Raw genomic sequence first — 24,662 nt, 5'->3', positions numbered from 1 at the left:
CTCTGAATAATCCACGGAGGACACTCTGAATAATCCACGGAGGGCACTCTGAATAATCCACGGAGGACACGGATCATCGGAATTTAAACGGAATTTATACGGATATTTTTGGGTTGCGCGAGCGCAAGAAATCTTGGAGGAAATCTTTAATAAAAATATGGCCTATGGCCAGAAATTATTATGAGTAAGAACCTCGTAGGATGAAAACAAAATCTTTAAACAAAATCCTTACCAGAATGCGCTCTTCCTCAGGGTGTTGCCCTGGGCTAGGGAAACCATTGGGCTTTCAGCCCGTTTTTGCTTGTGTATCAAAATCTTTAGAAGAATCCTAACTGAAAATGCGCAACAGTACGTTGCTCTATGGGAGGGTTTTATTATGGATCGCATCGGAGATGCTCGAAATCTTAAAGAAAATCTTTAGAATAATCTTTAACTAGAATCTTTTTCCGTGTCCTCCGTGTGTTCCGTGGTTTTTTAGTAGCTACGCTAGAAATCTTTGGAGGAAATCTTTAATAAAATATGGCCGGAGGCCAGAAATTATTCAATTACCTATGAATCAAAATCTTTAAACTATAACCTCTAAACTCTAAACACTCCGTGTCCTCCGTGTGTTCCGTGGATTAAAAAAGATCGGTGGGAGCTGTGTGATATAAAAGGAAGAGATGATGAGAACGAGAATCTATGAGCATGTGGTAGAGTTGCCCGATTTCCCCTGCAGGAAGTATTTCCATAGCAGGCAATTGATGCAGATCTACGAAGACGCACAACGACAGAAACCCTATATGGTCGTGGTGAGCGACGATGACGAACAGGTTGTCGCCCACCTACTTGCGGTGGTGCGCCAACACAGACTCTGGATACCACCGTTCCTCATGCAACACGCATGGATCATAGGAGAAGGGGAATATGAACGCGGTGTCAACAACCGGGAGGAGGTGTTTGACATGATGGTCAGTGCACTCAAGAACAAGCTGCAACACCAGGTGTTGTATTTTGAACTGTTAGGTTTCGAGCAGAAGATGTTTGGCTATGGTGCCTTGCGGCGCATGGATTTCTTCCCCGTGAAATGGATGTCTGTGCATAACTCCCTCCACTCTGCCCCACCACAGGACCGTATCTCAGAACGCCTGCTACACCGTATAGAGAACGGTATCGCGCGAGGTGCGGTGACCAAGAAGGTGGAGAATGACGAGGAATTCGATGCCTTCTTCAAACTCCTCAGTCAGTACAACTGGTTGAAGCCCTACCACTATCAACCACCAGCATCCTTCTTCCGTTCGCTGATGGATGACGGTCACTGTCAGATCTTCATCACCTTGTTTCATGGACATGTGATCGGTGCTGCGGTATGTATCTATTCTGAAAACGATGTGTATCTCTGGTATTCTGCTGCGCGTCGGAAATCGATGGCGCCACTGCATCCTCTCTCTGTGACGTTATGGAAGGCGATGACGGATGCCCACGAGGCGGGTTATGACCATGTGCGTTTCCTCAACGTAGGTATGCCGTTTCGTAGGAATCCCTATCGTGACTTCATCCTTCGGTTCGGTGGCAAGGAATGTAGCACCTACCGGTGGTTTCTGACTCCCATCAAATGGGTGAATCATTTCTTTACGTGGCTTTGGCGGATCATCGGAATTTAAACGGAATTTATACGGATATTTTTGGGTTGCGCGAGCGCAAGAAATCTTGGAGGAAATCTTTGTTTAGATGTTGCTGACGCAAGAAATAATCTATCACTCAGGCACCATAAATATAATCTTTAACTAGAATCTTTTTCCGTGTACTCCGTGTGTTCCGTGGATTATTAGAGTGTGTTCCGTGGATTATTAGAGTGTGTTCCGTGGATAAAGTCAGTAAGACAACAGTAAGGTTTTGAACCAATCTTTCAATACCCCTTTATACTGATTCTGGGAATCGGCGACCAGGATAAGGACCTGGCGACCGTCAGGGAGGCGTGGCCCAAGACACATACCCTCGTAGTTCGCAATATGCTGGGTGGTGAGATTCAACCGCGTGGTCCAAGAGTAGAGTAACTGTTTGGGGAGCACCGCGTCTTCCGCTGTATGGAGGGGATCAATCAGAAACAGGCGACAGGTCACAAAAGAGCCGATATAGTGTTGGGCCACAAAGAACTCACGTTCCAATACCAATAAGCGACCATCGGGAAGCGCTGTCAGTGCAGACACCCCATAGACATCGGTACCTCTGCGTTTATTGCTTTGTGGGGCATCCATCACATAGCGCCATTGCCCAGAACAGGTAAGACTGTCAGAAAACTGCAACAGGCGTTGTGAGGTCTCACCAGCGAGTGGCGCTTCTGTAACCGTCCAGAAATGGTGAGAGGCAGAGTGATAGGTCAGCGCCTCCAGACCTTGGTTGGCATGTGCCCGACGGATTACGGTGGGGATATCGAGGCGACGTCCAGTCAACTGTCCTGCAAGGGAATATTCCAGAACCGCATTATCGTGTTCACCACTGATAAACAGGGTGCTATCGGGAGTGAACAACGCAATCCCCTCTTCATCACGGTTGGGAATGGCAGAAGAACGGAAGCCCTCATGACGGACATCCGTGAGTTCACCAGAAACAGAGTCAACCATCATAGTAAAGACATGGAAGCCACTGGTAGCAGCCTTATCGTCAACCACAGCATATCGGTTGTTGCCCAATGGTGTTATCCCACTATAGTTACCCGGTGGTACAGATGAAGGGAAATGATGTTGCGGTAAGCCTTCAACCAGGAATGTTGTATCAGGCAATATCTGTGCTATTACCTGATGTATGACGACCATCAGGAGCACAGCGATGACCAGCAACCGTTTATTCATAGTCATCGACCACACTATTGATGAAATCCATCATGGGTTTCGCCACTTTGAAGATTTCGATGGCGCGTTGCATCCAGTCGGGTTGAGCAAAGAAATCATCATCAACACGTCGCCAGCAACAATAGTCTTTCTGACGCAGGTAGCGCAGGTAGGCATAGTCGCGTGGAAATCCCACAGGACATGTTTTCAGATGCGTCATACCAAACCCTTGCGCATCCTCCCAAGTGGCAGAATCGGGAGAACCAAAGAGATGTAGGAAGTCGGGATTCTCCACACAGCGCAGCCACTCCTCTTCATTGGCCATGATTTCATTGCGACATGCCGTCAGGATATTGGTAGGTAGCCAATAGGTGCCTACTGCCAATATACACTGTCCCGGTTCTATATGCACATAATAGCCGCCATGGAGAGATTTCTTGCCATGGGCAGAGATATACACGCAGAAATGGCGCTTATAGGGAGACTTATCAGGTGAGAAGCGCGTATCGCGATTGAAACGATAGACGCAGTCTTTCACAGAGAGGTGTGCCACGGTAGGATCGAAGGAAGCAATCTGTCGTATCAGTTGTGTAGCCTCCGTTTCAAACTCCTGTCGTGCAGTCTGATATTCATTTTTATGTTCTTGAAACCACTGTCTGTTGTTATTGACAGCAATAGCCTTGAGGAAGTCGTATATGAGGGTAGTATTCATAGAAAGTCGTTTTTATAGTGCTGCAATCTGTCGCTGTCGTACAGCCTCGAAGAGGAGGATGGCCGCAGAGACGCTGACGTTAAGGGAGTCGAGGCGTCCCAACATAGGGATGCGGATATGTGCTGATGCCGCCTCCCGCCACTGTTGGGTGAGTCCTGTGGCTTCAGTTCCCATGACGATAGCAGTAGGCTGTTGCATATCGACATCATAATAGAGGTGGGAATCCTGCAGTTGTGCTGTCAGAATCTGTATGTTTCTATCTTTCAAGAACTGGATACATTCCTCTGACGAGCAGGCAACGGTCGGTACAGTGAAGATTGCCCCGATACTGCTGCGTATCAGATTAGGGTTGTGGAGGTCTGTCAGTGGATCGCAGACGATCACCGCGTCAGCCTGTGCAGCATCAGCAGAACGGAGTACCGCTCCGAGGTTGCCAGGCTTCTCTACTCGTTCTAAGATGACGAGTAATGGTGATGAAGACAGTTTCAGTTCGTTCAGCGTCAGTGGTTTGTCGAAGACCACGGCAACGACTCCCTCTGTAGATCCTCGGTATGCGATTTTCTCATAGACCTTGGGTGTCACGGTGAAGAGGTGTGGTGCAGATGGTCTGGTGTCTTTTGCTAACTCAGGGCACAGGAAGACGGACTCTATCTGATAGCCAGCCTCCTGACAGTGTTGTAGTTCGCGGAGTCCCTCAACGACGAAGACGCCTTGTTTGCGGCGCTCTGATGATTTCTGTTGTAGGAGAACCAGTCGTTTGACCTGTGGGTTCTGAAGACTTGATATTACTGTTTCGTTCATCATATTTATTCTTTGTTTTGATGCTATTTGTGGTGCATCATCGCACTGAATGGGTTTTGATTTGCAAAGTTACGACTTTCTTCGACAAATATCGCACGGATCACCGGAAATTTATCCACGGAGGGCACTCTAAATAATCCACGGAGGACAATCTAAATAATCCACGGAGCACACGGAGGACACGGATCATCGGAATTTAGACGGAATTAATACGGATGTTTTTTTAGTTGCCTGAAGGCAAGAAATCTTTGGAGGAAATCTTTTATGAGATGTTGCTTCGCAAGAAATATTGTGGATTCGCAGTTTATCTCCAAATAAAATCTTTAACGAAAATCATTGACCAAAATGCGCTCGAGTTCCTCGCTTTTGGGGAGGGTTTTATTTTGGATCGCATCGGAGATGCTCGAAATCTTAATGAAAATCTTGAAAATAATCTTTAACTAGAATCTATAACCTCTAACCCATAACCTCTAAACACTAAACACTCCGTGTCCTCCGTGTGTTCCGTGGATTTTTTGGGGTTAGCGTTAAGGTTATACAGTATAGTGTTAAACTTTGAAAAGTGTATGACGGAAATCAAAATTATTTCTTAACTTTGCAGTATCAATTCCAAGACTCATGACAGAACAACAGCAAGACAAGCAATGGGGAGGGCGCCGGAAAGGTGCAGGGCGGCCACCAACGGACAGTAAATCATTTACTTTCCGTGTACCAGGCGACGTAGCACATATCATTGATTCACAGGAGAATAAAACAGAGTTTATCAAGCGTTGCATCATCAGAAGCATACAGGGAGACGAGGCATCCGTCAATACCTTGTCGTGGGGTAACGTATATCCCGCTACTCGTCTCAAAGAGATGCACTTGCCTTTCTTCGATGTACGTATTGTGGCAGGGTTTCCCCTACCCCTCGACAACGACGAGCGCAGTCAGGACATCGACCTGCTGAAGATGTTGTGTGCCAATCCAGAGGCCTGTTATCTGATTCGTGTCAAAGGGCGTTCGATGATTGATGCCGGTATTATGGATGGCGATATTGTCATTGTGGATAAGAGCAACCGCACTCCGTCTCCTTCGGAAGTTGCAGTATGTGAACTGAATGGGGAATACACCCTCAAGCGTTTTGAACGCCGTGGTGATACCGGTTGGCTGATTCCTGCCAATCCCGACTATCCAGAGATAGAGATCACCCCCAATGATTCATTCAGTATTTGGGGTACCGTCACCTATATCATCCACAAGCCCCATTGAGACCATGTATGCCCTGGTAGATTGCAACAGTTTTTTTTGTTCGGTAGAACGTGTATTCCATGCTGGTTTGCGCCACAAGCCCCTGGTGGTCTTGTCGAGCAACGATGGCTGTATTGTGGCGCTCACCCCTGAAGCCAAAGCCATTGGTCTTCATCGTGGTGACCCGATATTCCAGGTGGAAGACATTGTGAAGGCCCATCATGTAGAAGTGTTTTCAGGTAATATGTATCTCTATGCTGCCATGAGCAAGCGTATCACCAGTATCTTACGCCATTCCATCCATCAGGTGGAGAACTACAGTATCGACGAGAGTTTCTGTAATCTAACAGGCTATGGAGGTCATTTCGACCTTGTCGGTATGATGCGCGACATAGGACGTAAGATTCAACTATGGACAGATATTCCTGTCAGCATTGGCATTGCCCCTACTAAAACATTGGCCAAGATGGGTAGTAAGTTTGCCAAGCAATATCGTGGTTACAAAGGCGTATGTCTCATTGAGAGTACCGCACAGCGTCGTAAGGCCCTGTCGATATTCGACCTTTCTGATGTTTGGGGCATAGGGCGTCATACCCTTGAGTGCCTCAACTATCACGGCATCAGTACGCCATTGGAGTTTGCAGACAAGAGTGAGGCATGGGTGAAGTCACATTTACACAAGCCAGGAGTACAGACATGGCTTGAACTCAATGGTATTCCTGTTATCGATACGTCAGAGGTTGTGCGCAGAAAGACCATCTGCACCAGTCGTAGCTTTGGTGATATGGTCAGCGACCTTGCTTCCTTAAAGGCAGCAGTAGCCTCTTTTTCCGCCAGTTGCGCCAATAAGTTGCGTGCAGACGGATCTGCAGGCAAGACGGTGAGTGTATTTCTTTATAGCAACAGGTTTCGTGAAGATCTTCCGCAATACAACAATACTGCATCGGTGTCCTTGTTACTCCCCACATCGGACACCATGGAACTGACTCAAGCAGCTCTACGTGTGCTTTCAGCCATCTATCATCCCGATATCCTTTACAAGAAGGCTGGTGTTGTCATCAGTGATATTGTGTCAGCGACTCCTATGCAGACCGACCTTTTTGATACGATTCATAATCGGCAAGAGCGCAACAGTCTGATGAACACGACAGACCGCCTTAACCACCGTTATGGATTGAAAACCATTCGATTGGCAGTGGAAGGTACGGAACGGCAAGCCTGGATGGTGAAATCTGATCACCGTAGTCCTAACTATCTCACCGACATCACTCAACTCCTTACTATCCGCATCTGAAATGTCACACGGATTGTTGTTATCCACGGAGGGCACGGATCATCGGAATTTAAACGGATTTAGACGGATGTTTTTATCCACGGAGCACACGGAGGACACGGATATTTTGGGTAGCCTACGGCTAGAAATCTTTGGGGGAAATCTTTAATAAAAATATGGCCTATGGCCAGAAATAATTCAACTGCCTATAAACCAAAATCTTTAAACGAAAATCATTGACCAAAATGCGCTCGAGTTCCTCGCTTTATGGAGGGATTTATTGGGGATCGCCTTACAGGCTCGAAATCTTAACGAAAATCTTTAGAATAATCTTTAACTAGAATTTTTTCCGTGTCTTCCGTGTGTTCCGTGGATTTTTTATCATCGGAATTTAGACGGATTTTTTGGGTAGCCTACGGCTAGATGTTTTGGAGTAGCGAAGACAGAGTGAGAGCGTGCTTTCACTATGCTGAGTCACGACAAAACAAACCATAGGTAAATCTTGGAGGAAATCTTTAATAAAATATGGCCGGAGGCCAGAAATTATTCATCCTCTATAACCTATAACCTTTAACCTTTAACCTCTAACCTCTAACCTTTAAACTATAAACTATAATCTTTAAACTTTAACCTTTAACCTATAACCTTTAAACTATAACCTTTAAACTAAACACTCCGTGTTCTCCGTGTGATCCGTGGATTTTTTTTGATTTTCCTTTAATTTTCTTTCTTTGTTTCTGTGATTTTTTGTACTTTTGTCTGATTAATAAAAAAAAAGCGATGAAGAACCAATAACAACAAAACATAAAACTAAACAATGAAAAAGAACATTCAATTGGTCGTGAGTATTGTCATGACTGTGGTGTCAATGACCCTCTTGACATCCTGTGAAAAAGAATTCTCTGAGGTAACCCCGGTTAACCCAGAAAGTAGTTTGACTGTTACCACTCGCTCGGAGAGTGGGGCTGAAGAAGTGGCGTATCCTGTGGCTGTTTATCTGTTTGATGCCAACAAGGCGTGTATTGACTTTCGGCGTATCGAATCTGCTGACGCGAGTGTTGTCTATGACTTGGTAGAAGGTGTGTATGATGTGTATGCCTTCGGAGGTGTGGCAGAGGGAAAATATACGTTGCCCAGTGTGAAAGAGGCTACACTTGCGTCTGTGATTACCTTGCAAGACGGACAAGAGCATGGGGACTTGATGAGGGCAAACAGTTCGGTGACTACAACGAAAGGAGAAGCTAACACTATCAACCTGTCGATGAATCGCTGTGTGTCGAAGATTGAATCTATCGTCATCAAACAGGTTCCTGACGATGTCACTGCTGTGAGTGTGACGCTGTCGAAGACGTATAAGAGTATGTTTTTTGACGGTACAATGAAAGATGTGAATATTGAAGTGATCACACTGGAAAAATCTGGTACGGAATCGGGTACATGGGAGTTGAAAACACCAAGACACGTGTTGTTTGATGTTGATGCATCTGCCTCTGTGAAGATTAGTATGACAACGAATGGAAATGCTAAAGGTTATACCTATCAGTTGACCGATAAATGGAAAAGCAACTATCTATATCATATTGATGCTACCTATACTGAGAAACAAAATTTTCATGTGACGGGTACTATCACGGGGGCTACATGGCAGGGTACTGAGGATATCGTCTTTAACTTCGATGAGACCAATACTCAGGATGGAGGTTCTGGTCCTACTATCAATGAAACAGCTCCTGAGGTTGGTACCCTTTATAAAGGGTGTTATGTATTGAGTCGCACCGAAGAAAGTAATGCTATCAAGGTATTGCTGTTGCATCCGAATCAGTATTCTGATGTATGTAATGGTACGATGAGTCAAGAAGAAGCTCGTAATTCCATCAATTCTAAATTGTCGGAAATCGCTTCTGAAAATGAAATAACTGGTTGGCACTTGCCTAATGAAGCAGAAATGGATGCTATTTATTCGATAGGATTTGCTGCGATAAATCAAAAAATTCCGGAACCTAAATTGTTGACAGATGATTATTTTTATGATGACAACGGAACGATTAGAGGGTATCTACTCAGCTCTAAAGTTAAGAGAGATTTAAGTCTAACTACTAATAAAGCAATTCTCCGTCCTGTAGCTGTTGTACGGTTTACAAAATAATAATTTGAGAATAATGATGATGCGTCCGGGTGATATACTTGGGCGCATCTTTTTTATATTGTCACAGAAATCAATCATCGGAATTTATCCACGGAGCACACGGAGGACACGGATCATCGGAATTTAAACGGAATTTAAACGGATTTTATTGAGTTGCTTCGCAAGATGTTTTGGAGGAAATCTTTAATAAAAATATGGCCTATGGCCAGAAATAATCTATCACTCAGCCTCCAAAAACAAAATCTTTAACAAAAATCATTGACCAAAATGCGCTCTTCCTCAGGGTGTTGCCCTGGGCTAGGGAAACCATTGGGCTTTCAGCCCGTTTTTGCTTGTGTATCAAAATCTTTAGAAGAATCCTAACTGAAAATGCGCAACAGTACGTTGCTCTGCTGGAGGGATTTATTGGGGATCGCCTTACGGCTCGAAATCTAAACTAGAATCTTAACAAAAATCTTTAACTAGAATCTTTCCGTGTTCTCCGTGTGATCCGTGGATTATTTTAGTTGCCTACGGCAAGATGTTTTGGAGTAGCGAAGACAGAGTGAGAGCTCCATTTTATGGCACCTTTTCTCGCCATGGCAGAGTTTAAGTGAACTTAATTCTGCTCATTTGGCTTAACGAAAACGTTCGCTTTCCCTCTGCTCTCACTGTTCCAGAATATCTGTGTGACGTTAAAAGGAAGCGGACATGGTGGGTATAAAAAAATCCGTGTGACGGTGAAGCGTTATTTCTTTGGTGGACGATTTTTCCATTGTTTCATGGCATGACGGAAGAAGCGGTCTTCAGCCTCAACGGCAGCAAGGACTTTGCTGGCAGGAACCACCCGCATCATCTTGTTATGGAATTTCTGTTCGATGGTTTTGAGTTCAATATTCAGTTTGTCGCGCTCTATCAAAGCCTTACGGCAAGCCTCGTTGTCGTTAGGGTGTTCGCGTAGCGTCTTGTGCGTATTTCTAATTCTTACAAACACCGTTCGTTGGCGGCTGTGCATCTGTTTCATCAAAGGGATGAGTCTATCAGCCTCTTGCGGTGTGAGGTGCGCTTTCTTTATCACGTATGCCGTGAGTTCTGCATCGAATTGTTTTGGAGAGAACTTTTGGTTGTTTTGAGCCCAGGCTACTGACGTCATCATAGCCATGACGATCATTAACAGTATGGTGTGAAACTTAGTCTTCATTGTTGCAGGATTTTGTGGATCATCAATTATCTTCAAGATAGGCATAGATGTCAGTATTGTCAATCATGGCATAGTCGGCAGCCTCATCAACAAATCTATCGCCAGACATTTCTGCAGCTTGCACCTTATAGACATGTTGTGGAGAATCCTGTTGGAAAAGGAGAGCGGTAGCTACTACCATGACAGCGAGACAAGCCGCAGCAGCCGATATCCATAATCTTACCGTCCGATGTTTATGAACAGCAACAGTAGGTGTAGCACCATGTTGTTCAGCATCGGGTAGATTTGTCATGATTCTCATTGCCAAATCGTCGAAATATCCTTCTGGCACTTTGAAAGGTTGTTTTCCTTTCATTTGCTGGTGTATATATTTCTCTTCGTTCATTGTTTCTTTTTTTTGTTTGACGTATAATGGCGCAAAAGGTTTAATCCTTCTGATTGAAAAACTCGGTGATCTTCTTCACTGCAATATGATAAGACGCTTTCAGCGCCCCTTCAGTTGTATCGAGGAGTTGGCTCATCTCACTATATTTCATATTGTCATAATAGCGCAGGTTGAATACGGTGCGTTGCACATCAGGGAGCGAGGCAATAGCCTGTTGGAGTTGCGCAGCTGTTTCGTCCCCATCGAAATAAGGGTCAGCCATGAGTCTATCAGCCAGTTCTGCTTGTTTGTCAGCATCGATATTCACCGCTTTATTGCGTTGGCTTCTGATGAAGTTAAGACTCTCGTTGATGGCAATACGGTAAAGCCATGTAGAAAGGAGTGACTGTTGTTGGAAAGAGTCGATATTTGTCCATGCTTTCAGCATCACGTTCTGCATCACATCGTCAGCATCATCATGTGTGAGGACCATACGTCTCACCTTCCAATAGAGCGTTTCGCTATATTGGCGTACCACAATCTCAAAAGCCTTACGTCTTGTTTCAGGTCGTTTGAGAAGTTCTACGAGTTGTTTTTCGTTGAATTTCTCCTGACTCATGATATCGTTTTTATTTCATTCCAGATCGCATCATCATAAGCATAGACGTCAGGATAGTATTGAAGCTGTCCCTCTGCATCGGGGTAGATTGTATAATACACAATATATATAGGTACGGGGTGTGGCAGTCGCATGACAGACACCAGGCGATAGGTTTTCTCCTCCAGCAACGGGTGTTTCCGGATGTAGTCACGTCCACGTTGTGTCTCGGGTCGGATTCCCATAGAGATACGTATGCGTTCCAGCGTCCATTCATCAGCATCTTCGAGCAGGTATTGCGCGAACTCAAATGGTTTCTGTATCCTCACACATCCGTGTGACACCATTCTGACGGCATTGGCAAAGAAGCCCGGTGATGACGTGTCGTGCAGATAGACCGAATAGTTATTTTTAAATCGGAATACGATACGTCCCATGGCATTGCCAGGTCCACCCTCCTGTGCAACGCGACATATACCATTGGTCAGCATCTGTCGGGTCACGAATCGGGCATCTATATGTTTTCCTGTAGCCCGTTCGATGATGTGGTATCTATGTTTTGCAAAATAGCTACTATCTCCTGCGTGTCGTGCCACATCCTTATTGATGATGCTTTGCGGGATGCCCCATTCGGGGTTGACTTGGAAATAGGTGATTTCGCTAGAAAGCAGAGGTGTACGTGTTTCGCTTGTTCCACAGCCTATGCGCATGGAGAGGCATTGGTCCTCTTGGTAAGCATAAAGTTCGAATGCCGGTATGTTGACCACCACACGACGTCCGCTCAGAGAAACTTCGTGTGCTTTGCGCCATCTGCAACGCTCCATATTGACCATGATACGGCGTCGGTCAGGTCCTTTCGCATCGTGGAGTCTCCTTTTGAGTTCTTTATAGAGCGGATCAGTCGGTTCGTTTCTATCCATCTCCTCACCCACCCTATTGGCAAGGACCCCATTGAATGCCTGTTGATAGAACTCAGCGGAAGGGTATTCAACAGGTAAGTCATAGAGTAATGTCATCTTCCCTCTCATTGTCCCTGTGGTATCCGCCTTAGCCGTTTGAAAGACATAAGCCTTGTGTGGGTTGACGAAACCATACCGTTGTCCTGTGACAAGTCGGAGATAAGCCTTAGAAAGTCTATATTCCAGACTCGCACATATTTTTCCAGCAGGATGTGATTGATCGAAATCCAAGTTACGTACACGTTGTGCATCCGCTTCTATTTCATCGATTTGAAAAGCCTGTGGAGAAAAGCCATATTCATCTATTTGGTGCAATCGGGCAATGAGAGAATCCGCTTGCGGTCGCAGTCCATAGCGGTCAGTCCATAGTAACGCCCCATTGTTTTCATAGTATTGTGCCATGAATTTATATCGGCTTGACGCATATTGCCGGCATGATTCCACAATATATTTCCTGATGCTTTGCGCATCCATGACATATTGTTCGGACTTCATTTCTCCGATGACATTCTTTATTGTCTCAACATCTTGTTTCTCATGGTGACCGTTACATGCTGTAAACAGGATGACAAGAGAAAGAATTGCGAAAATCAGAGAATGACTTTTCTTGTCACTTTGCCAACCTTGATAATGTAACACCCTTTTGGAAGATTAAGTTCGATTTTCTGCGCAGGACTATCTATTCTAACAGTCATCACATGGCGACCGATCAATGAAATGACCTCCAATATCTTGCCTTGTGCGCCCATCACATGAACAGCATTTTTCGCTACAGAAATATGGATTTCTTCGTTGCCAGCCTCACGCGCAACAGACACCATGTCGCTATTCGCAGCCTGAACAGGCAGCGTCAATATTGCAGTTGCAAAAAGTGCTATCAACAATAGCAATCTCCTCATGTGATACGGTTATTTATTTATAATTTGTTGCAAAAATAAGAATATTCTTTGAAATATCAAAATTTTCACTCTTGTTTTCACCGATTTATTCCACATCAATGGTCAATCCCTCGTTGGCAAGCATGGAATCAGGGAAAATCTGTTTGGCCTCGTCAAGCAGTATTTTTTCGTCTTCACACCTTGAAGAATAATGTCCCAACACCAATTTTCCAGCCTCAGCATCACGTGCCACCATGGCAGCCTGTTGAGCTGTGGAGTGCATGTATTTCTCTGCCAGGGCCACATATTCCTCTGTGTAGGTGCTCTCATGGTAGAGCACACTCACCCCTTTGATTCTCGATGCAAGGTTCGGAATATAGCGTGTGTCACTGCAATACGCATAGCTACGAGGAGGATCGGCAGGTTCAACGAGCAGGCTATTGCTCACCCGTTCACCATCTTCACTCACCCAGTCAGCTCCCGCCTTGATATTATTGATTTGAGACACGGGAATATGGTAGGCATCCAGCACGTCGCGTCGGATATGCGGCAAGGTCGGTTTTTCGCGGAAGAGGTAGCCACAGCACGGCATTCTATGTTCGAGGGGAACAGTCTCCACGGTCAGTGAACGATCTTCATAGACCACTTGTTGCTGTCGTGTGTCAACATCATGAAACACAACCTCATAGTCGAAATCATGGCAGAAGATCTTCATCTGTTGCCGCATCACATCTCCCAGTGGTGCAGGTCCATAGACATCGAGTTTTGCCGTACGTCCCAGGAGTCCGAATGTGCTCAGCATGCCAATAAGTCCGAAGCAATGGTCACCATGGAGATGGCTGATAAACACAGCAGAAATTTTGGTAAACCGGATACGTGAGCGTCTCAGTTGCATCTGAGTACCCTCTCCACAATCTACCATGAACAGTTTTCCCCTCATCTCCACCACTTGCGATGAGGCAAAGTGGCGGAGTGTAGGCAGTGCGCTTCCGCACCCAAGTATATGCACACGAAATGGTTCCATGTGAGAACAGTCGGTTAGTATTTCGAACAGCAATTATATTTTAAAGTCTTCACTCGAAGCCTCTTCAAGTTTGATATCCGAGTGTTCTTTCTTAGTTTGTTGACGACCATATTCAAAGATATCCTCAGCATCCTTGATGATGAGAGAGTCGGCAGTCAGTTTGATGATATTATACAAGGCAATATCTTCGATACCTCCACCGCTTTCGCGTTCGCTCACCACTTCAAGTTGTCCGTTCAACAAACGCCAGGTTTTGTAGATGATGGAACTCTGTTCAATACCTTCCACCACACCACCTTCTTTGATGCTGAAGCCCACTTCAGCACTTCCGTCAAGCGGATTGGGCATCACCCAATTTCCGAGCAATGAGGTTTGGTTGATGACACAGACCGCTGTATTTTTGTCAGTTCCTGGCACTACGGCAATTCTGTCGCCCGCCTGGAGTCCTCCAAACACTTTATTATTATCCACAGCCGCTGCAATATCAAAGGTCACGGTATCTCCGAGGTCAGTAATGATTTGCAAGGTATGCATGGCAGTTCCGTCTCCACAGACACCATATACTGTCTTGTCTTGAAGTACGTTACTTGTTGAGTCGCCACTGTCAAAAGGTACACGTTTTTCTTTTCCTCCGCAACTGCAGATAGTCACAATTGCCATGGCTACCACGGCAAATGGAATCAAATTTCTTTTGGTTAACATCATCATTTTATTAAATTTTTGGGTTGATTATTCCTGTGCTTTTGCTTCGTTCCAAAGTTGGTCCATTTCCTCCAACGTCATCTCAGTGAGCGGTTTACCCACTTTGAGGCTGTGTTGCTCAATATAATTGAAGCGTCGGATGAATTTCTGGTTGGTCAGTTCCAAGGCATTATCCGGATTGAGATGATAAAGTCGGGCAGCATTGATGACAGAGAAGATAAAGTCTCCCAATTCCTCTTCCGACCGCTGTTTATCCTCTTTCTTGAGTTCTGTTTCCAGTTCGGTAAGTTCTTCACGCACCTTTGCCCACACATCCTGCCGGTCTTCCCAGTCGAATCCCACATGGCGTGCTTTGTCCTGGATACGATAAGCCTTGATGATGGAAGGCAGCGAGGCAGGTACACCAGACAGTACGGTTTTGTTGCCGTCCTTTTCTTTCTGTTTGATTTGCTCCCAGTTGTCCAACACCTTTTCTACACTGTCAGCCTTCTGATATTCGCTGGCTTCACCATTCTCGCCATAAGGCAATGGCAGGGGATGAGAGGCTCCCACCTGCGAAGGGTGATAGACATGAGGATGACGGAATATCAGTTTATCAACCAAATGGTTACAGACATCGGCTATATCAAATTGTTGCTTTTCTTCTCCCATTCTGGCATAGAAACCCACATGGAGCAACACATCTCCGAGCTCCTTGCAGATCTCTTTCACATCATCCTTGATGAGTGCATCACACAACTCATAAGTTTCCTCTATCGTATTGGGACGCAGGCTTTCATTGGTCTGTTTTTTGTCCCACGGGCATTTTTCCCGAAGTGTGTCGAGAACATCGAGCATACGCCCGAAAGCTTCCATTTTTTCTTCTCTTGTATGCATTGTCATTATAATTACAATAGTGCAAAGGTACTAAGAACCAAGCGAAAAACCAAAATTTTATTTGGCATTTTCCTTGCTTATTAGTACCTTTGCACATTATTAAAGAAGATTTATTATATTTAATATGGAATTAGCAAGTAAATACGACCCAAAAGAGGTTGAATCGAAATGGTACCAATACTGGTTGGACAACAAGCTGTTTGCCTCAAAACCAGACGGACGTGAACCCTACACTGTTGTCATCCCGCCCCCCAATGTCACTGGCGTGTTGCACATGGGCCACATGTTGAACAATACCATTCAGGATATTCTTGTACGACGTGCTCGTATGGAAGGCAAAAATGCATGTTGGGTTCCTGGAACCGACCATGCTTCTATCGCTACCGAAGCCAAGGTGGTGAAGAAACTTGCAGAACAGGGAATCAAGAAGCACGATTTGAGTCGAGACGAGTTTCTCAAACACGCATGGGAATGGACCGACGAGCATGGAGGCATCATTCTCAAGCAGTTGCGCCGACTGGGAGCTTCATGTGATTGGGACCGCACTTCATTCACCATGGACGAGAAACGTTCGGAGAGCGTCATCAAGGTTTTTGTGGATCTCTTCAACAAGGGACTCATCTATCGTGGTTTACGCATGGTGAACTGGGATCCAAAAGCCCTGACAGCACTTTCTACCGAGGAGGTTATCTACCGTGAAGAGAAAAGCCATCTCTTCCATCTCAAATACTATGTTGACGGACTCACCTCACTGGACAATGAAGAAGCCCTGCTGGCAGAAGGCAACATCATTCATAAGGATGCCAAAGGCTATTATGCTGTTGTGGCCACCACACGTCCAGAAACCATCATGGGTGACACCGCTATGTGTATCAACCCGAAAGACCCGAAGAACCAATGGCTCAAGGGCCGTAAGGTCATCGTACCCCTTGTAGGTCGTGTGATTCCTGTCATCGAAGACCGATATGTGGATATTGAGTTTGGTACAGGATGCTTGAAGGTTACTCCTGCCCACGACACCAACGACTATATGCTTGGCAAGACCCACAATCTTGAGACCATCGATATCTTCAATGCCGACGGAACGATTTCCGAGCAGTCTCCACTCTATGTAGGTATGGACCGCTTCGACTGCCGCAAGAAGATAGCAGAAGACCTCAAAAAGGCAGGACTGATGGAGCGTATTGAGGACTACACCAACAAGGTGGGCTACTCTGAGCGCAACCCAGACACCGCTATCGAGCCACGTCTCTCTCTCCAGTGGTTCCTCCGCATGCAGCATTTTGCAGATATTGCGTTGCCTCCCGTTATGGACGACGAGATCAAGTTCTATCCTGAGAAATATAAGAACACCTACAAGAACTGGCTTGAGAATATCCAAGACTGGTGTATCTCCCGTCAGCTTTGGTGGGGTCATCGCATTCCTGCGTATTATTATAATGAGCAAGGTGATTTCGTTGTGGCAGAAACCCGCGAGAAGGCCCTGCAGTTGGCCAAGGAGAAAGATGCTACTATAACCGATGCTGACCTACGTCAGGATGAAGATGCCCTCGACACATGGTTCTCCTCTTGGTTGTGGCCCATCTCACTCTTTGACGGCATCAACAATCCCGGCAATGAAGAAATCAACTACTATTATCCCACGAGCGACCTTGTTACTGGTCCGGACATTATCTTCTTCTGGGTTGCCCGCATGATCATGGCTGGCTATGAATACGTAGGGAAGATGCCGTTCAAGCACGTTTATTTCACAGGTATCGTGCGTGATAAGCTGGGGCGTAAGATGTCGAAATCTCTCGGCAACAGTCCCGACCCCATCGAACTCATCGAAAAATACGGTGCTGACGGTGTACGCATGGGAATGATGCTTTCTGCTCCTGCAGGCAATGATATACTCTTCGATGACTCTCTCTGCGAACAGGGTCGTAATTTCAATAATAAGATCTGGAATGCCTTCCGTCTGGTAAAAGGATGGCAGGTGGCAGACATTGAACAACCCGAGGCCAGCAAGACTGCAACAGCATGGTTTGAAGCTAAGCTCAAAGAGGTCAACGAGGAACTGCAGGATCTGTTCTCCAAATACCGCATCTCTGAAGCCCTGATGGCTGTCTATAAACTCTTCTGGGACGAGTTCTCAAGCTGGTACTTGGAAATGGTGAAGCCTGCCTACATCAATGGCGAGGCACAGCCCATCGACAAAAAGACCTACGAGGCTACACTCCATTTCTTCGATATTCTCTTGAAGATGCTTCACCCCTTCATGCCGTTCATCACAGAAGAACTGTGGCAGGCTCTCTACGAGCGCAAGAACGGCGAAAGCATCATGCGTGAGAGTCTGCACCTTGATGCCCCCACGGATCAGGAGAAGGCTCTTGCCGCCGACATTGAGTTGGTGAAGCAGATTGTGTCGGGTGTACGCATGGTACGCAACCAGAAGAATATCGCTCCGAAAGAGGCACTCGTTCTGCAGGTAGTGGGCATCAACCATTACGAAGCTTACACCGATGTGATTGTGAAGATGGCCAATATCAGCGAGATCGATACTGTGGCAGAGAAAGACACTACCGCTGCTGCCTTCATGGTAGGAACTGATGAGTTTGCCATTCCTCTTGGCAACATGATTGACATTGCTGCCGAGATAGAAAAGCAAGAGGCTCAGTTGAAGCACCTTGAAGGATTCCTGGCAGGCGTCATGAAGAAACTCTCTAACGAGCGCTTTGTGGCCAATGCTCCTGAGGCTGTCGTTGCCCTGGAGCGCAAGAAGCAGAGCGATTCAGAGGAGAAGATTGCAGCACTGAAAGAATCATTGGAAGCACTTCGTGCACAACAGTAATCTGTATTCATATATTTAAGAAACGGCGCGGTGGGGAATGCCCACCGCGCCGTTTCTCGTTTTCTAAATCAGGCTGTTCGCCATGTTTCCCATCAAACTTAACCACCAATCGCCCAATTGGATTTGCGGTTAAGGTCTTAGTAAGATTTCATGCTTCGTTTTCTTGATTATTTCCCACGAAAGTAGTAATTTTGCAGTCTAATACAAAAAGACATTACTAACTCATGATTATACCCATCACATCACTCTCACATCCAGGTATCGAACTTTTCAGTAAGTTGACCGAAGCACAGCTGCGACAGGTTAAAGAGACAGAAGAAGGCATTTTCATTGCAGAAAGTCCGAAAGTCATCAGAGTAGCATTACAGGCAGGTTGTCAACCGATAGCATTGCTTTGTGAAGAGCGGCATATTACAGGTGACGCCAGTGACATCATCGCTGCAATAGGTGATGTGCCAGTATATACGGGGCCACGACATCTTCTCACAGAACTGACCGGCTATGCGTTGACAAGAGGTGTATTGTGTGCCATGAAGCGATGGAGCATGCCTCAGGTGGAAGACATTTGCCACGATGCACGACGGGTGGCTGTTATTGATAACGTGGTAGATACCACTAATATCGGAGCCATATTCCGGTCGGCAGCTGCATTGGGCATTGACGGTGTACTGTTGACCAGAAACTCATGTGACCCGCTCAACCGCAGAGCGGTACGCGTATCAATGGGATCGGTGTTTCTCGTACCTTGGACATGGATAGACGGCCCTATCAGTTCACTTCATGATTATGGATTCAAGACAGCAGCCATGGCGCTGACCGACGACTCCGTAGCTTTAGACCATGAGACACTGAAGGAAGAGCCTCGGCTAGCCATCGTTTTAGGAACAGAGGGAGACGGCCTCCCCCACGATGTAGTGAGTGATGCCGATTACGTAGTGCGTATTCCCATGTCCCATCAAGTCGATTCACTCAATGTGGCAGCAGCATCGGCTGTAGCATTCTGGGAATTGGGCAAGCGTTAGAGTTTCTCTTTGAGGTAACGTCCTGTCACACTCGTTTCACATGTTGCCACCTCTTCAGGTGTGCCCGCACATACAAGGTTTCCACCACGGTCACCACCGTCGGGACCAAGGTCTATGATATAGTCGGCACACTTGATGACGTCAAGGTTGTGTTCGATGATGACTATGCTATGGCCTCGACTGATCAGTGCATCGAAAGAACGGAGCAGTCGTTTAATGTCATGAAAGTGAAGACCAGTGGTAGGTTCGTCGAAGATGAACACCGTAGGCGACTGTTTCTCCTGCCCTATGAAGTATGCCAATTTCACACGTTGGTTCTCTCCTCCCGATAGCGTAGATGAATTTTGTCCGAGTTTGATGTAACCCAGTCCCACATCCTCCAACGGTTTGAGTCGGCTGACGATAGTTTTCTGGTTGTATTCCCCAAAGAATTGAATGGCCTCTGAAATGGTCATTCCCAATACCTCATCAATATTCTTGCCTTCAAAGCGCACGTCTAAGATATCGCGCTTAAAGCGGTGGCCGTGACATGCTTCACACTCCAATACGAGATCTGCCATAAACTGCATCTCCACATTGATGACACCCGCACCTTTACACTCTTCACATCGTCCGCCTTCTGCGTTGAATGAGAAATACTGCGCAGTGAAGCCCATTTGCTGCGCTAATGGCTGGGCAGCAAAGAGTTCGCGAATGGCATCATAGGCTTTGACGTAAGTGGCTGGATTGGAACGAGTGGATCGTCCTATTGGATTCTGATCTACAAATTCTACGCGTTTCACTGCATCAATATCTCCGGTAAGACCGCTAAATTCGCCAGGCGCATCGCATACATCCCCCAGCAATCGCTTGAGAGCAGGATAAAAGATTCCCTTGATAAGGCTCGATTTTCCACTTCCACTGACTCCCGTCACCACCGTCATTACATTGAGTGGGATGGACACATCCACTCCCCGAAGATTATTCATTCGCGCACCATTGATATTGATTTTGCGATTCCATGGTCTGCGGGCAGAAGGCACAACAATAGTATCTTTACCAGACAGATAGCGGAGCGTGTGACTGTGGGGATTCTCTTCCAACTCCTTTTCGCTGATGTGCTTAACATCCCCTTCAAACACAATTTCACCTCCGAGTCGGCCTGCATCAGGACCTATATCGATGATATAATCGGCAGCACGCATCATCTCTTCATCATGTTCCACCACGACTACGGTATTGCCAAGAGCCTGTAACTGGCGGAGCACACGGATGAGACGGTCGGTATCACGACTATGAAGACCTATACTGGGTTCGTCAAGGATATAGAGTGATCCTACGAGCGATGAGCCGAGCGAGGTGGTGAGATTGATACGTTGGCTCTCACCGCCCGACAGCGTGTTTGACATGCGGTTGAGGGTGAGATATCCGAGACCTACGTCCAGCATAAACTGCAAACGGGAGTTGATTTCCGTCAAAAGGCGTTTACCTATCTGTGCATCTTGCGGTTCAAGGTCGAGTTGGTCAAACCATGTTTTCAGTCGCACAATGGGCATTTCCACAAGGTCGCTAATGCTTCTGCCTGCAATTTTCACGTAGTTGGCTTCGGGCTTCAGTCGAGATCCGTGACATTTCGGACAAGTGGTTTTACCACGGTATCGGCTCAACATCACACGGTATTGTATCTTATACTGATTTTCTGTTACCATGCGGAAGAAATCATCTATCGACACCCGTTCTCCCTTAGCACGTTTGCGGTCTGACGGCAAGCCGTGCCAGAGTTGGTTTTTCTGCTTTTGTGTCAGATTATAATAGGGTTCAAAGATAGGAAAATCGTCAAGGGCTGCTCTGCGACAGAATTCCTCTTTCCATGCTTTCATCTTTTCACCATGCCAGCATACCACACAACCGTCATAAACCGACAGTGACGTGTCAGGAATCACCAAGTGTTCGTCGATACCGATGATATTGCCAAAACCCTGACATTCAGGACAGGCACCGGCTGGAGAGTTGAACGAGAACATATTGTCGTTAGGTTCTTCAAAGGTGATTCCATCCGCTTCAAAACGCATAGAGAAATCATAGGAAATCATCGAAGGCATGAACACCAACCGACATTCTCCATTACCTTCATAGAAGGCTGTTTCTGTAGAATCTGTCAATCGCGACACAGCATCTTTGGCGGCATCTACCGCCATACGGTCTATCACAAGGTAGAGACCTTCAGCGGTCGTTGCCGTTTCTGCTTCTGGATGCGCTTGCAGATAATCGTCTATGCGTGAGAGTTCGCCCTTGGCAAACAAGCGCGAATATCCATTATAAACGTAGGTTTTAAGTTGCTGACCCAATGTACGCGATTCAGGGAGTACTACAGGAGCCATAATCAAGAAACGAGTTCCTGCCGCATATTGCTGGGTACAAGCGATGATATCCTCCGTGGAATGTTTCTTCACCTCTTGACCACTAACCGGCGAGTAGGTTCTACCTATTCGGGCAAACAGCAGTCGGAGGTATTCGTAAATCTCTGTGGTAGTGCCTACAGTAGAACGAGGATTGCGTGAAATCACACGCTGTTCGATGGCAATGGCAGGCGGAATACCTTTGATAAAGTCACATTCGGGCTTGTTCATACGTCCAAGAAACTGACGAGCATAACTCGACAGGCTCTCCACGTAGCGACGCTGACCTTCAGCATACAAGGTATCAAATGCCAATGACGATTTACCACTGCCACTGACTCCAGTCACCACAATCAGTTTGTTGCGGGGTATCTTAACATTGATATTCTTAAGATTGTTGACCCGCGCACCTTTTATCTCAATATAGTCGTTCATGTTTATATTCAAATGAACCACAAAGTTAGGGAAAAGAGACTGAATAACAAAGAAAATCATACTTTTTCTTTTATTTAAGAATATTATTTGTAACTTTGCAACCAAACTAGGAAACAACAAACTTACTAAAACATAATTTTCTATGAAGCACTATTTACTCACAGTCATTGCGTTGCTAGGACTATGTACAGGTGTCAACGCCACCGATATAACCACGTTGTCATGGGCTGATGTCTGCAACGGAAAAATGGGAGCCGAATGGTATGGTACCGATGAGGCTAAAGCCATCGCCGATATTGTGCTCGATGTACAGAAGACGACGGGAGGATGGATGAAAAATGATCAACTACACAAACTCACTCCCGATCAGTTAGCAAACCTGAAGGCTAGTCGCGATGAGCATTCCTGTCTCGATAATGCGGCAACAACACAGGAGATGCGATTCTTGGCAAAAGTATGGCAAGCCACAAAGATAGAAAAATACCGTACAGCCTTCACTAAAGGTCTTGATATGATCTTCACTTCGGAGAAATCATGCGGCGGATGGTCACAATACTGGCCGCTGTCGGGCAACGGCAGTTACCAAGACTACATCACCTTCAACGATGACCTCGTCTCCAATGTGATGAAACTCTTGCGTGACATCAATAACAACAAGGGCGATTTCACCAATATTGCAGACGAAACCATACGCACTAAGTGTATGACATCTTTCAATAAAGCCATCGACGTGATTCTGAAATGCCAAATCGATGACAATGGTGTCAAGGCTGCATGGTGTGCACAGCACGACCCTGTCGATTTTCTGCCAGCAGAAGGACGCCCTCACGAACTGCCTTCTGTCAGCGGATATGAATCTGCCAACCTTATCTCCTTCTTGATGACTGTCGAGAAACCTTCTACCGAACTCCAGGAGGGTATTACAGCGGCTGTGACTTGGCTCGACAACCATAAGATAGAGGGTAAGGCCATTGAAGATTTCACAAATGCAAAAGGCGAGCAAGACCGTCGTATCATCGACAAAAGCGGTAGCGCTATTTGGGGACGATTCATACAGATTGGCGGTGAGAGTGGTAAGAAAATCTACGACAAATTTTTCAAAAAACTGGAAGAGCGTGGCAAGAAGCGTACCTATAACTACAACGGCGTAGATTATACCTACACCGAAAACGAAATTGCTACGTCGAGCTACAAAGCTGAAAATGCCTACAAACCCATCTTCTCTATCTACAAAAACGAGTACCCTCACCTCTTCTATCGTTTCCTCTATAATTATGCTGATACCGACCCGGTCATCGATAGCAAGGGTGTACCTGTGGCAACCTCGCTGATGGCTACTAACAGAGCCAGTTACCAGTATCTCGGCAGTTGGTGTCAGAAACTCATCAGCGAAGAGTATCCCGCCTGGAAAAAGCGTATCGATGCCACACAAGGTGGCGAAGGTGAAGCCTTTGAGCTCTCTGCAGTCACCTACTCAGAAGAATCCACTGGAGATGGTCTAAACACCTACCATTTTAACAATGGATTTACCGTGTCAAATGCGAAAGGCAAAGTCTATGGTGCTGGAAAAAACAATACGATCAAGTATTCTGCCAATGCCTACGATATCAATATTCCAGAAGGGAAAAAAGTGGTGAAAGTCACCTTTACAGGATACGATAACTACGATGCTGATGCTTACATCAAGAACGTCAATGGAGTTAACTATTCCAGCACAGATTATGTATTCCCAGCAAAGGTTGACGATACATACACTACTGTTTCTCACTCTTTTAGTTTTACTGAGGCACCTGTAGAGAAAAAACTGTCATTCTCTATTGGCAACAAGCAATGTTGCTTGATTATCTATGTCTATTGTTCATCGGCAACAGGCATCGAACAGATTACTATCACACCCAATAAGACTTCGCGCAAATACGTCAAGAATGGTAAAATCATCATTGAGAAGGGCAATAAAAAATATGCCATCAACGGACGTCAGATTTAAGCCTCTATAACATTCTATACAACTTATAAGGAACAAGGTTATCTTCATTGTGAAGAATTACCTTGTTTCTTTTTATTAAAACTACGGCTCAATAGAAAAGCATATTATTAATAAGGCACCTTAATACTAAATCAATCATCATGGGCAATACAAGACAAACAGTTGTACCGTTTTTCCGCAAATACTTTCTTATAAACACCCATTTGACACTGCTATAAAAAGGACAGAATTAGCCATTTTTCGTTATATCAATACTGCTTTTTATACTTTTTTAAGAGTTTTTTCGTGCTTCGTATGAAAATAAACTTTAACTTTGCAGCATTAATATATAAGGTCTATGCAAAAATTCTTTTTTTTATTGCTACCTTTGTTTGTAGCACATCTGTTCTCTTGTTCATCAGAGGACAACAACACAGTAGTGACAGAACCTGTCTCAGTAAAAGTCAGTTTTTCT

Annotated in this window: 19 protein-coding genes; 7 read left to right on the top strand and 12 right to left on the bottom strand. The window is 45.7% G+C overall.

What is annotated here, in order from left to right:
- Positions 1 to 662: 662 nt before the first annotated feature.
- Entirely contained in the window at positions 663 to 1,643 is a 981-nt protein-coding gene (locus tag CIK93_RS02585) for a GNAT family N-acetyltransferase (RefSeq protein WP_094446494.1), read from the top strand.
- Positions 1,644 to 1,853: 210 nt separating this feature from the next.
- Here the strand turns inward: CIK93_RS02585 and CIK93_RS02580 are convergent, their stop codons facing one another.
- Genes CIK93_RS02580 through CIK93_RS02570 form a run of 3 tightly spaced genes read right to left on the bottom strand, consistent with a single transcriptional unit; the run spans position 1,854 to position 4,326 of the window.
- Positions 1,854 to 2,831, bottom strand: a complete 978-nt coding sequence (locus tag CIK93_RS02580) for an esterase-like activity of phytase family protein (protein ID WP_254046716.1) — start codon at positions 2,829 to 2,831, stop codon at positions 1,854 to 1,856.
- Positions 2,824 to 3,522, bottom strand: a complete 699-nt coding sequence (locus CIK93_RS02575; protein WP_094435898.1) for a DUF2461 domain-containing protein — start codon at positions 3,520 to 3,522, stop codon at positions 2,824 to 2,826. The genes CIK93_RS02580 and CIK93_RS02575 overlap by 8 nt, the downstream gene beginning before the upstream one ends.
- A 12-nt stretch (positions 3,523 to 3,534) precedes the next feature.
- Positions 3,535 to 4,326 carry a TrmH family RNA methyltransferase gene (locus CIK93_RS02570; RefSeq protein ID WP_371327185.1) on the bottom strand — a complete coding sequence of 264 codons (792 nt, stop codon included), beginning with the start codon at positions 4,324 to 4,326 and terminating at the stop codon, positions 3,535 to 3,537.
- A gap of 615 nt (positions 4,327 to 4,941) precedes the next feature.
- Between CIK93_RS02570 and CIK93_RS02560 the strand changes: the two genes are divergently transcribed.
- The 3 genes from CIK93_RS02560 (at position 4,942) to CIK93_RS02550 (ending at position 8,972) form a co-directional block, all read left to right on the top strand.
- A complete protein-coding gene (locus CIK93_RS02560; RefSeq protein WP_094446492.1) occupies positions 4,942 to 5,574 on the top strand; it encodes a LexA family transcriptional regulator in 633 nt (210 codons plus the stop codon).
- Entirely contained in the window at positions 5,519 to 6,847 is a 1,329-nt protein-coding gene (locus CIK93_RS02555) for a Y-family DNA polymerase (protein ID WP_254046715.1), read from the top strand. The genes CIK93_RS02560 and CIK93_RS02555 overlap by 56 nt, the downstream gene beginning before the upstream one ends.
- A gap of 796 nt (positions 6,848 to 7,643) precedes the next feature.
- Positions 7,644 to 8,972, top strand: a complete 1,329-nt coding sequence (locus tag CIK93_RS02550) for a fimbrillin family protein (RefSeq protein WP_094446490.1) — start codon at positions 7,644 to 7,646, stop codon at positions 8,970 to 8,972.
- A gap of 727 nt (positions 8,973 to 9,699) precedes the next feature.
- On the opposite strand, the gene CIK93_RS02545 is transcribed toward CIK93_RS02550, so the two are convergent.
- From CIK93_RS02545 to mazG, 8 genes are all read right to left on the bottom strand, one after another.
- A complete protein-coding gene (locus CIK93_RS02545; RefSeq protein ID WP_144007269.1) occupies positions 9,700 to 10,152 on the bottom strand; it encodes a hypothetical protein in 453 nt (150 codons plus the stop codon).
- A gap of 22 nt (positions 10,153 to 10,174) precedes the next feature.
- Positions 10,175 to 10,537: a hypothetical protein gene (locus CIK93_RS02540; RefSeq protein ID WP_094446488.1), complete on the bottom strand. Its 363-nt coding sequence runs from the start codon at positions 10,535 to 10,537 to the stop codon at positions 10,175 to 10,177.
- A 40-nt stretch (positions 10,538 to 10,577) separates the two neighbouring features.
- The gene (locus tag CIK93_RS02535; RefSeq protein ID WP_094390915.1) at positions 10,578 to 11,135 is read right to left on the bottom strand and encodes an RNA polymerase sigma factor; all 558 of its coding nucleotides are present in this window, start codon (positions 11,133 to 11,135) and stop codon (positions 10,578 to 10,580) included.
- Positions 11,132 to 12,568: a L,D-transpeptidase family protein gene (locus tag CIK93_RS02530; RefSeq protein ID WP_094446487.1), complete on the bottom strand. Its 1,437-nt coding sequence runs from the start codon at positions 12,566 to 12,568 to the stop codon at positions 11,132 to 11,134. Before CIK93_RS02530 ends, CIK93_RS02535 begins: the two co-directional genes overlap by 4 nt.
- A 95-nt stretch (positions 12,569 to 12,663) precedes the next feature.
- Positions 12,664 to 12,972: a T9SS type A sorting domain-containing protein gene (locus CIK93_RS02525; protein WP_094446486.1), complete on the bottom strand. Its 309-nt coding sequence runs from the start codon at positions 12,970 to 12,972 to the stop codon at positions 12,664 to 12,666.
- An 85-nt stretch (positions 12,973 to 13,057) separates the two neighbouring features.
- On the bottom strand, positions 13,058 to 13,975 hold the full coding sequence (locus CIK93_RS02520; protein ID WP_094435916.1) for a ribonuclease Z: 918 nt from the start codon (positions 13,973 to 13,975) through the stop codon (positions 13,058 to 13,060).
- Positions 13,976 to 14,008: 33 nt separating this feature from the next.
- The gene (locus CIK93_RS02515) at positions 14,009 to 14,683 is read right to left on the bottom strand and encodes a lipocalin family protein (protein ID WP_094446485.1); all 675 of its coding nucleotides are present in this window, start codon (positions 14,681 to 14,683) and stop codon (positions 14,009 to 14,011) included.
- 21 nt (positions 14,684 to 14,704) lie between these two features.
- Positions 14,705 to 15,553, bottom strand: a complete 849-nt coding sequence (gene mazG, locus CIK93_RS02510) for a nucleoside triphosphate pyrophosphohydrolase (RefSeq protein ID WP_094390910.1) — start codon at positions 15,551 to 15,553, stop codon at positions 14,705 to 14,707.
- 124 nt (positions 15,554 to 15,677) lie between these two features.
- Between mazG and CIK93_RS02505 the strand changes: the two genes are divergently transcribed.
- A complete protein-coding gene (locus CIK93_RS02505; protein WP_094446484.1) occupies positions 15,678 to 18,386 on the top strand; it encodes a valine--tRNA ligase in 2,709 nt (902 codons plus the stop codon).
- Between the two features lie 224 nt (positions 18,387 to 18,610).
- On the top strand, positions 18,611 to 19,408 hold the full coding sequence (locus CIK93_RS02500; RefSeq protein ID WP_094390908.1) for an RNA methyltransferase: 798 nt from the start codon (positions 18,611 to 18,613) through the stop codon (positions 19,406 to 19,408).
- Here the strand turns inward: CIK93_RS02500 and uvrA are convergent.
- The gene (gene uvrA, locus CIK93_RS02495; protein ID WP_094446483.1) at positions 19,405 to 22,221 is read right to left on the bottom strand and encodes an excinuclease ABC subunit UvrA; all 2,817 of its coding nucleotides are present in this window, start codon (positions 22,219 to 22,221) and stop codon (positions 19,405 to 19,407) included. The two genes, CIK93_RS02500 and uvrA, sit on opposite strands and share 4 nt — an antisense overlap.
- Positions 22,222 to 22,363: 142 nt before the next feature.
- Between uvrA and pelA the strand changes: the two genes are divergently transcribed.
- Positions 22,364 to 24,208: a pectate lyase gene (gene pelA / locus CIK93_RS02490; RefSeq protein WP_094446482.1), complete on the top strand. Its 1,845-nt coding sequence runs from the start codon at positions 22,364 to 22,366 to the stop codon at positions 24,206 to 24,208.
- Positions 24,209 to 24,662: the final 454 nt, after the last annotated feature.

This window comes from Prevotella sp. P3-92, assembly GCF_002251205.1.
GTDB lineage: Bacteria > Bacteroidota > Bacteroidia > Bacteroidales > Bacteroidaceae > Prevotella.
This window is presented reverse-complemented; position numbering and strand designations above follow the sequence as displayed.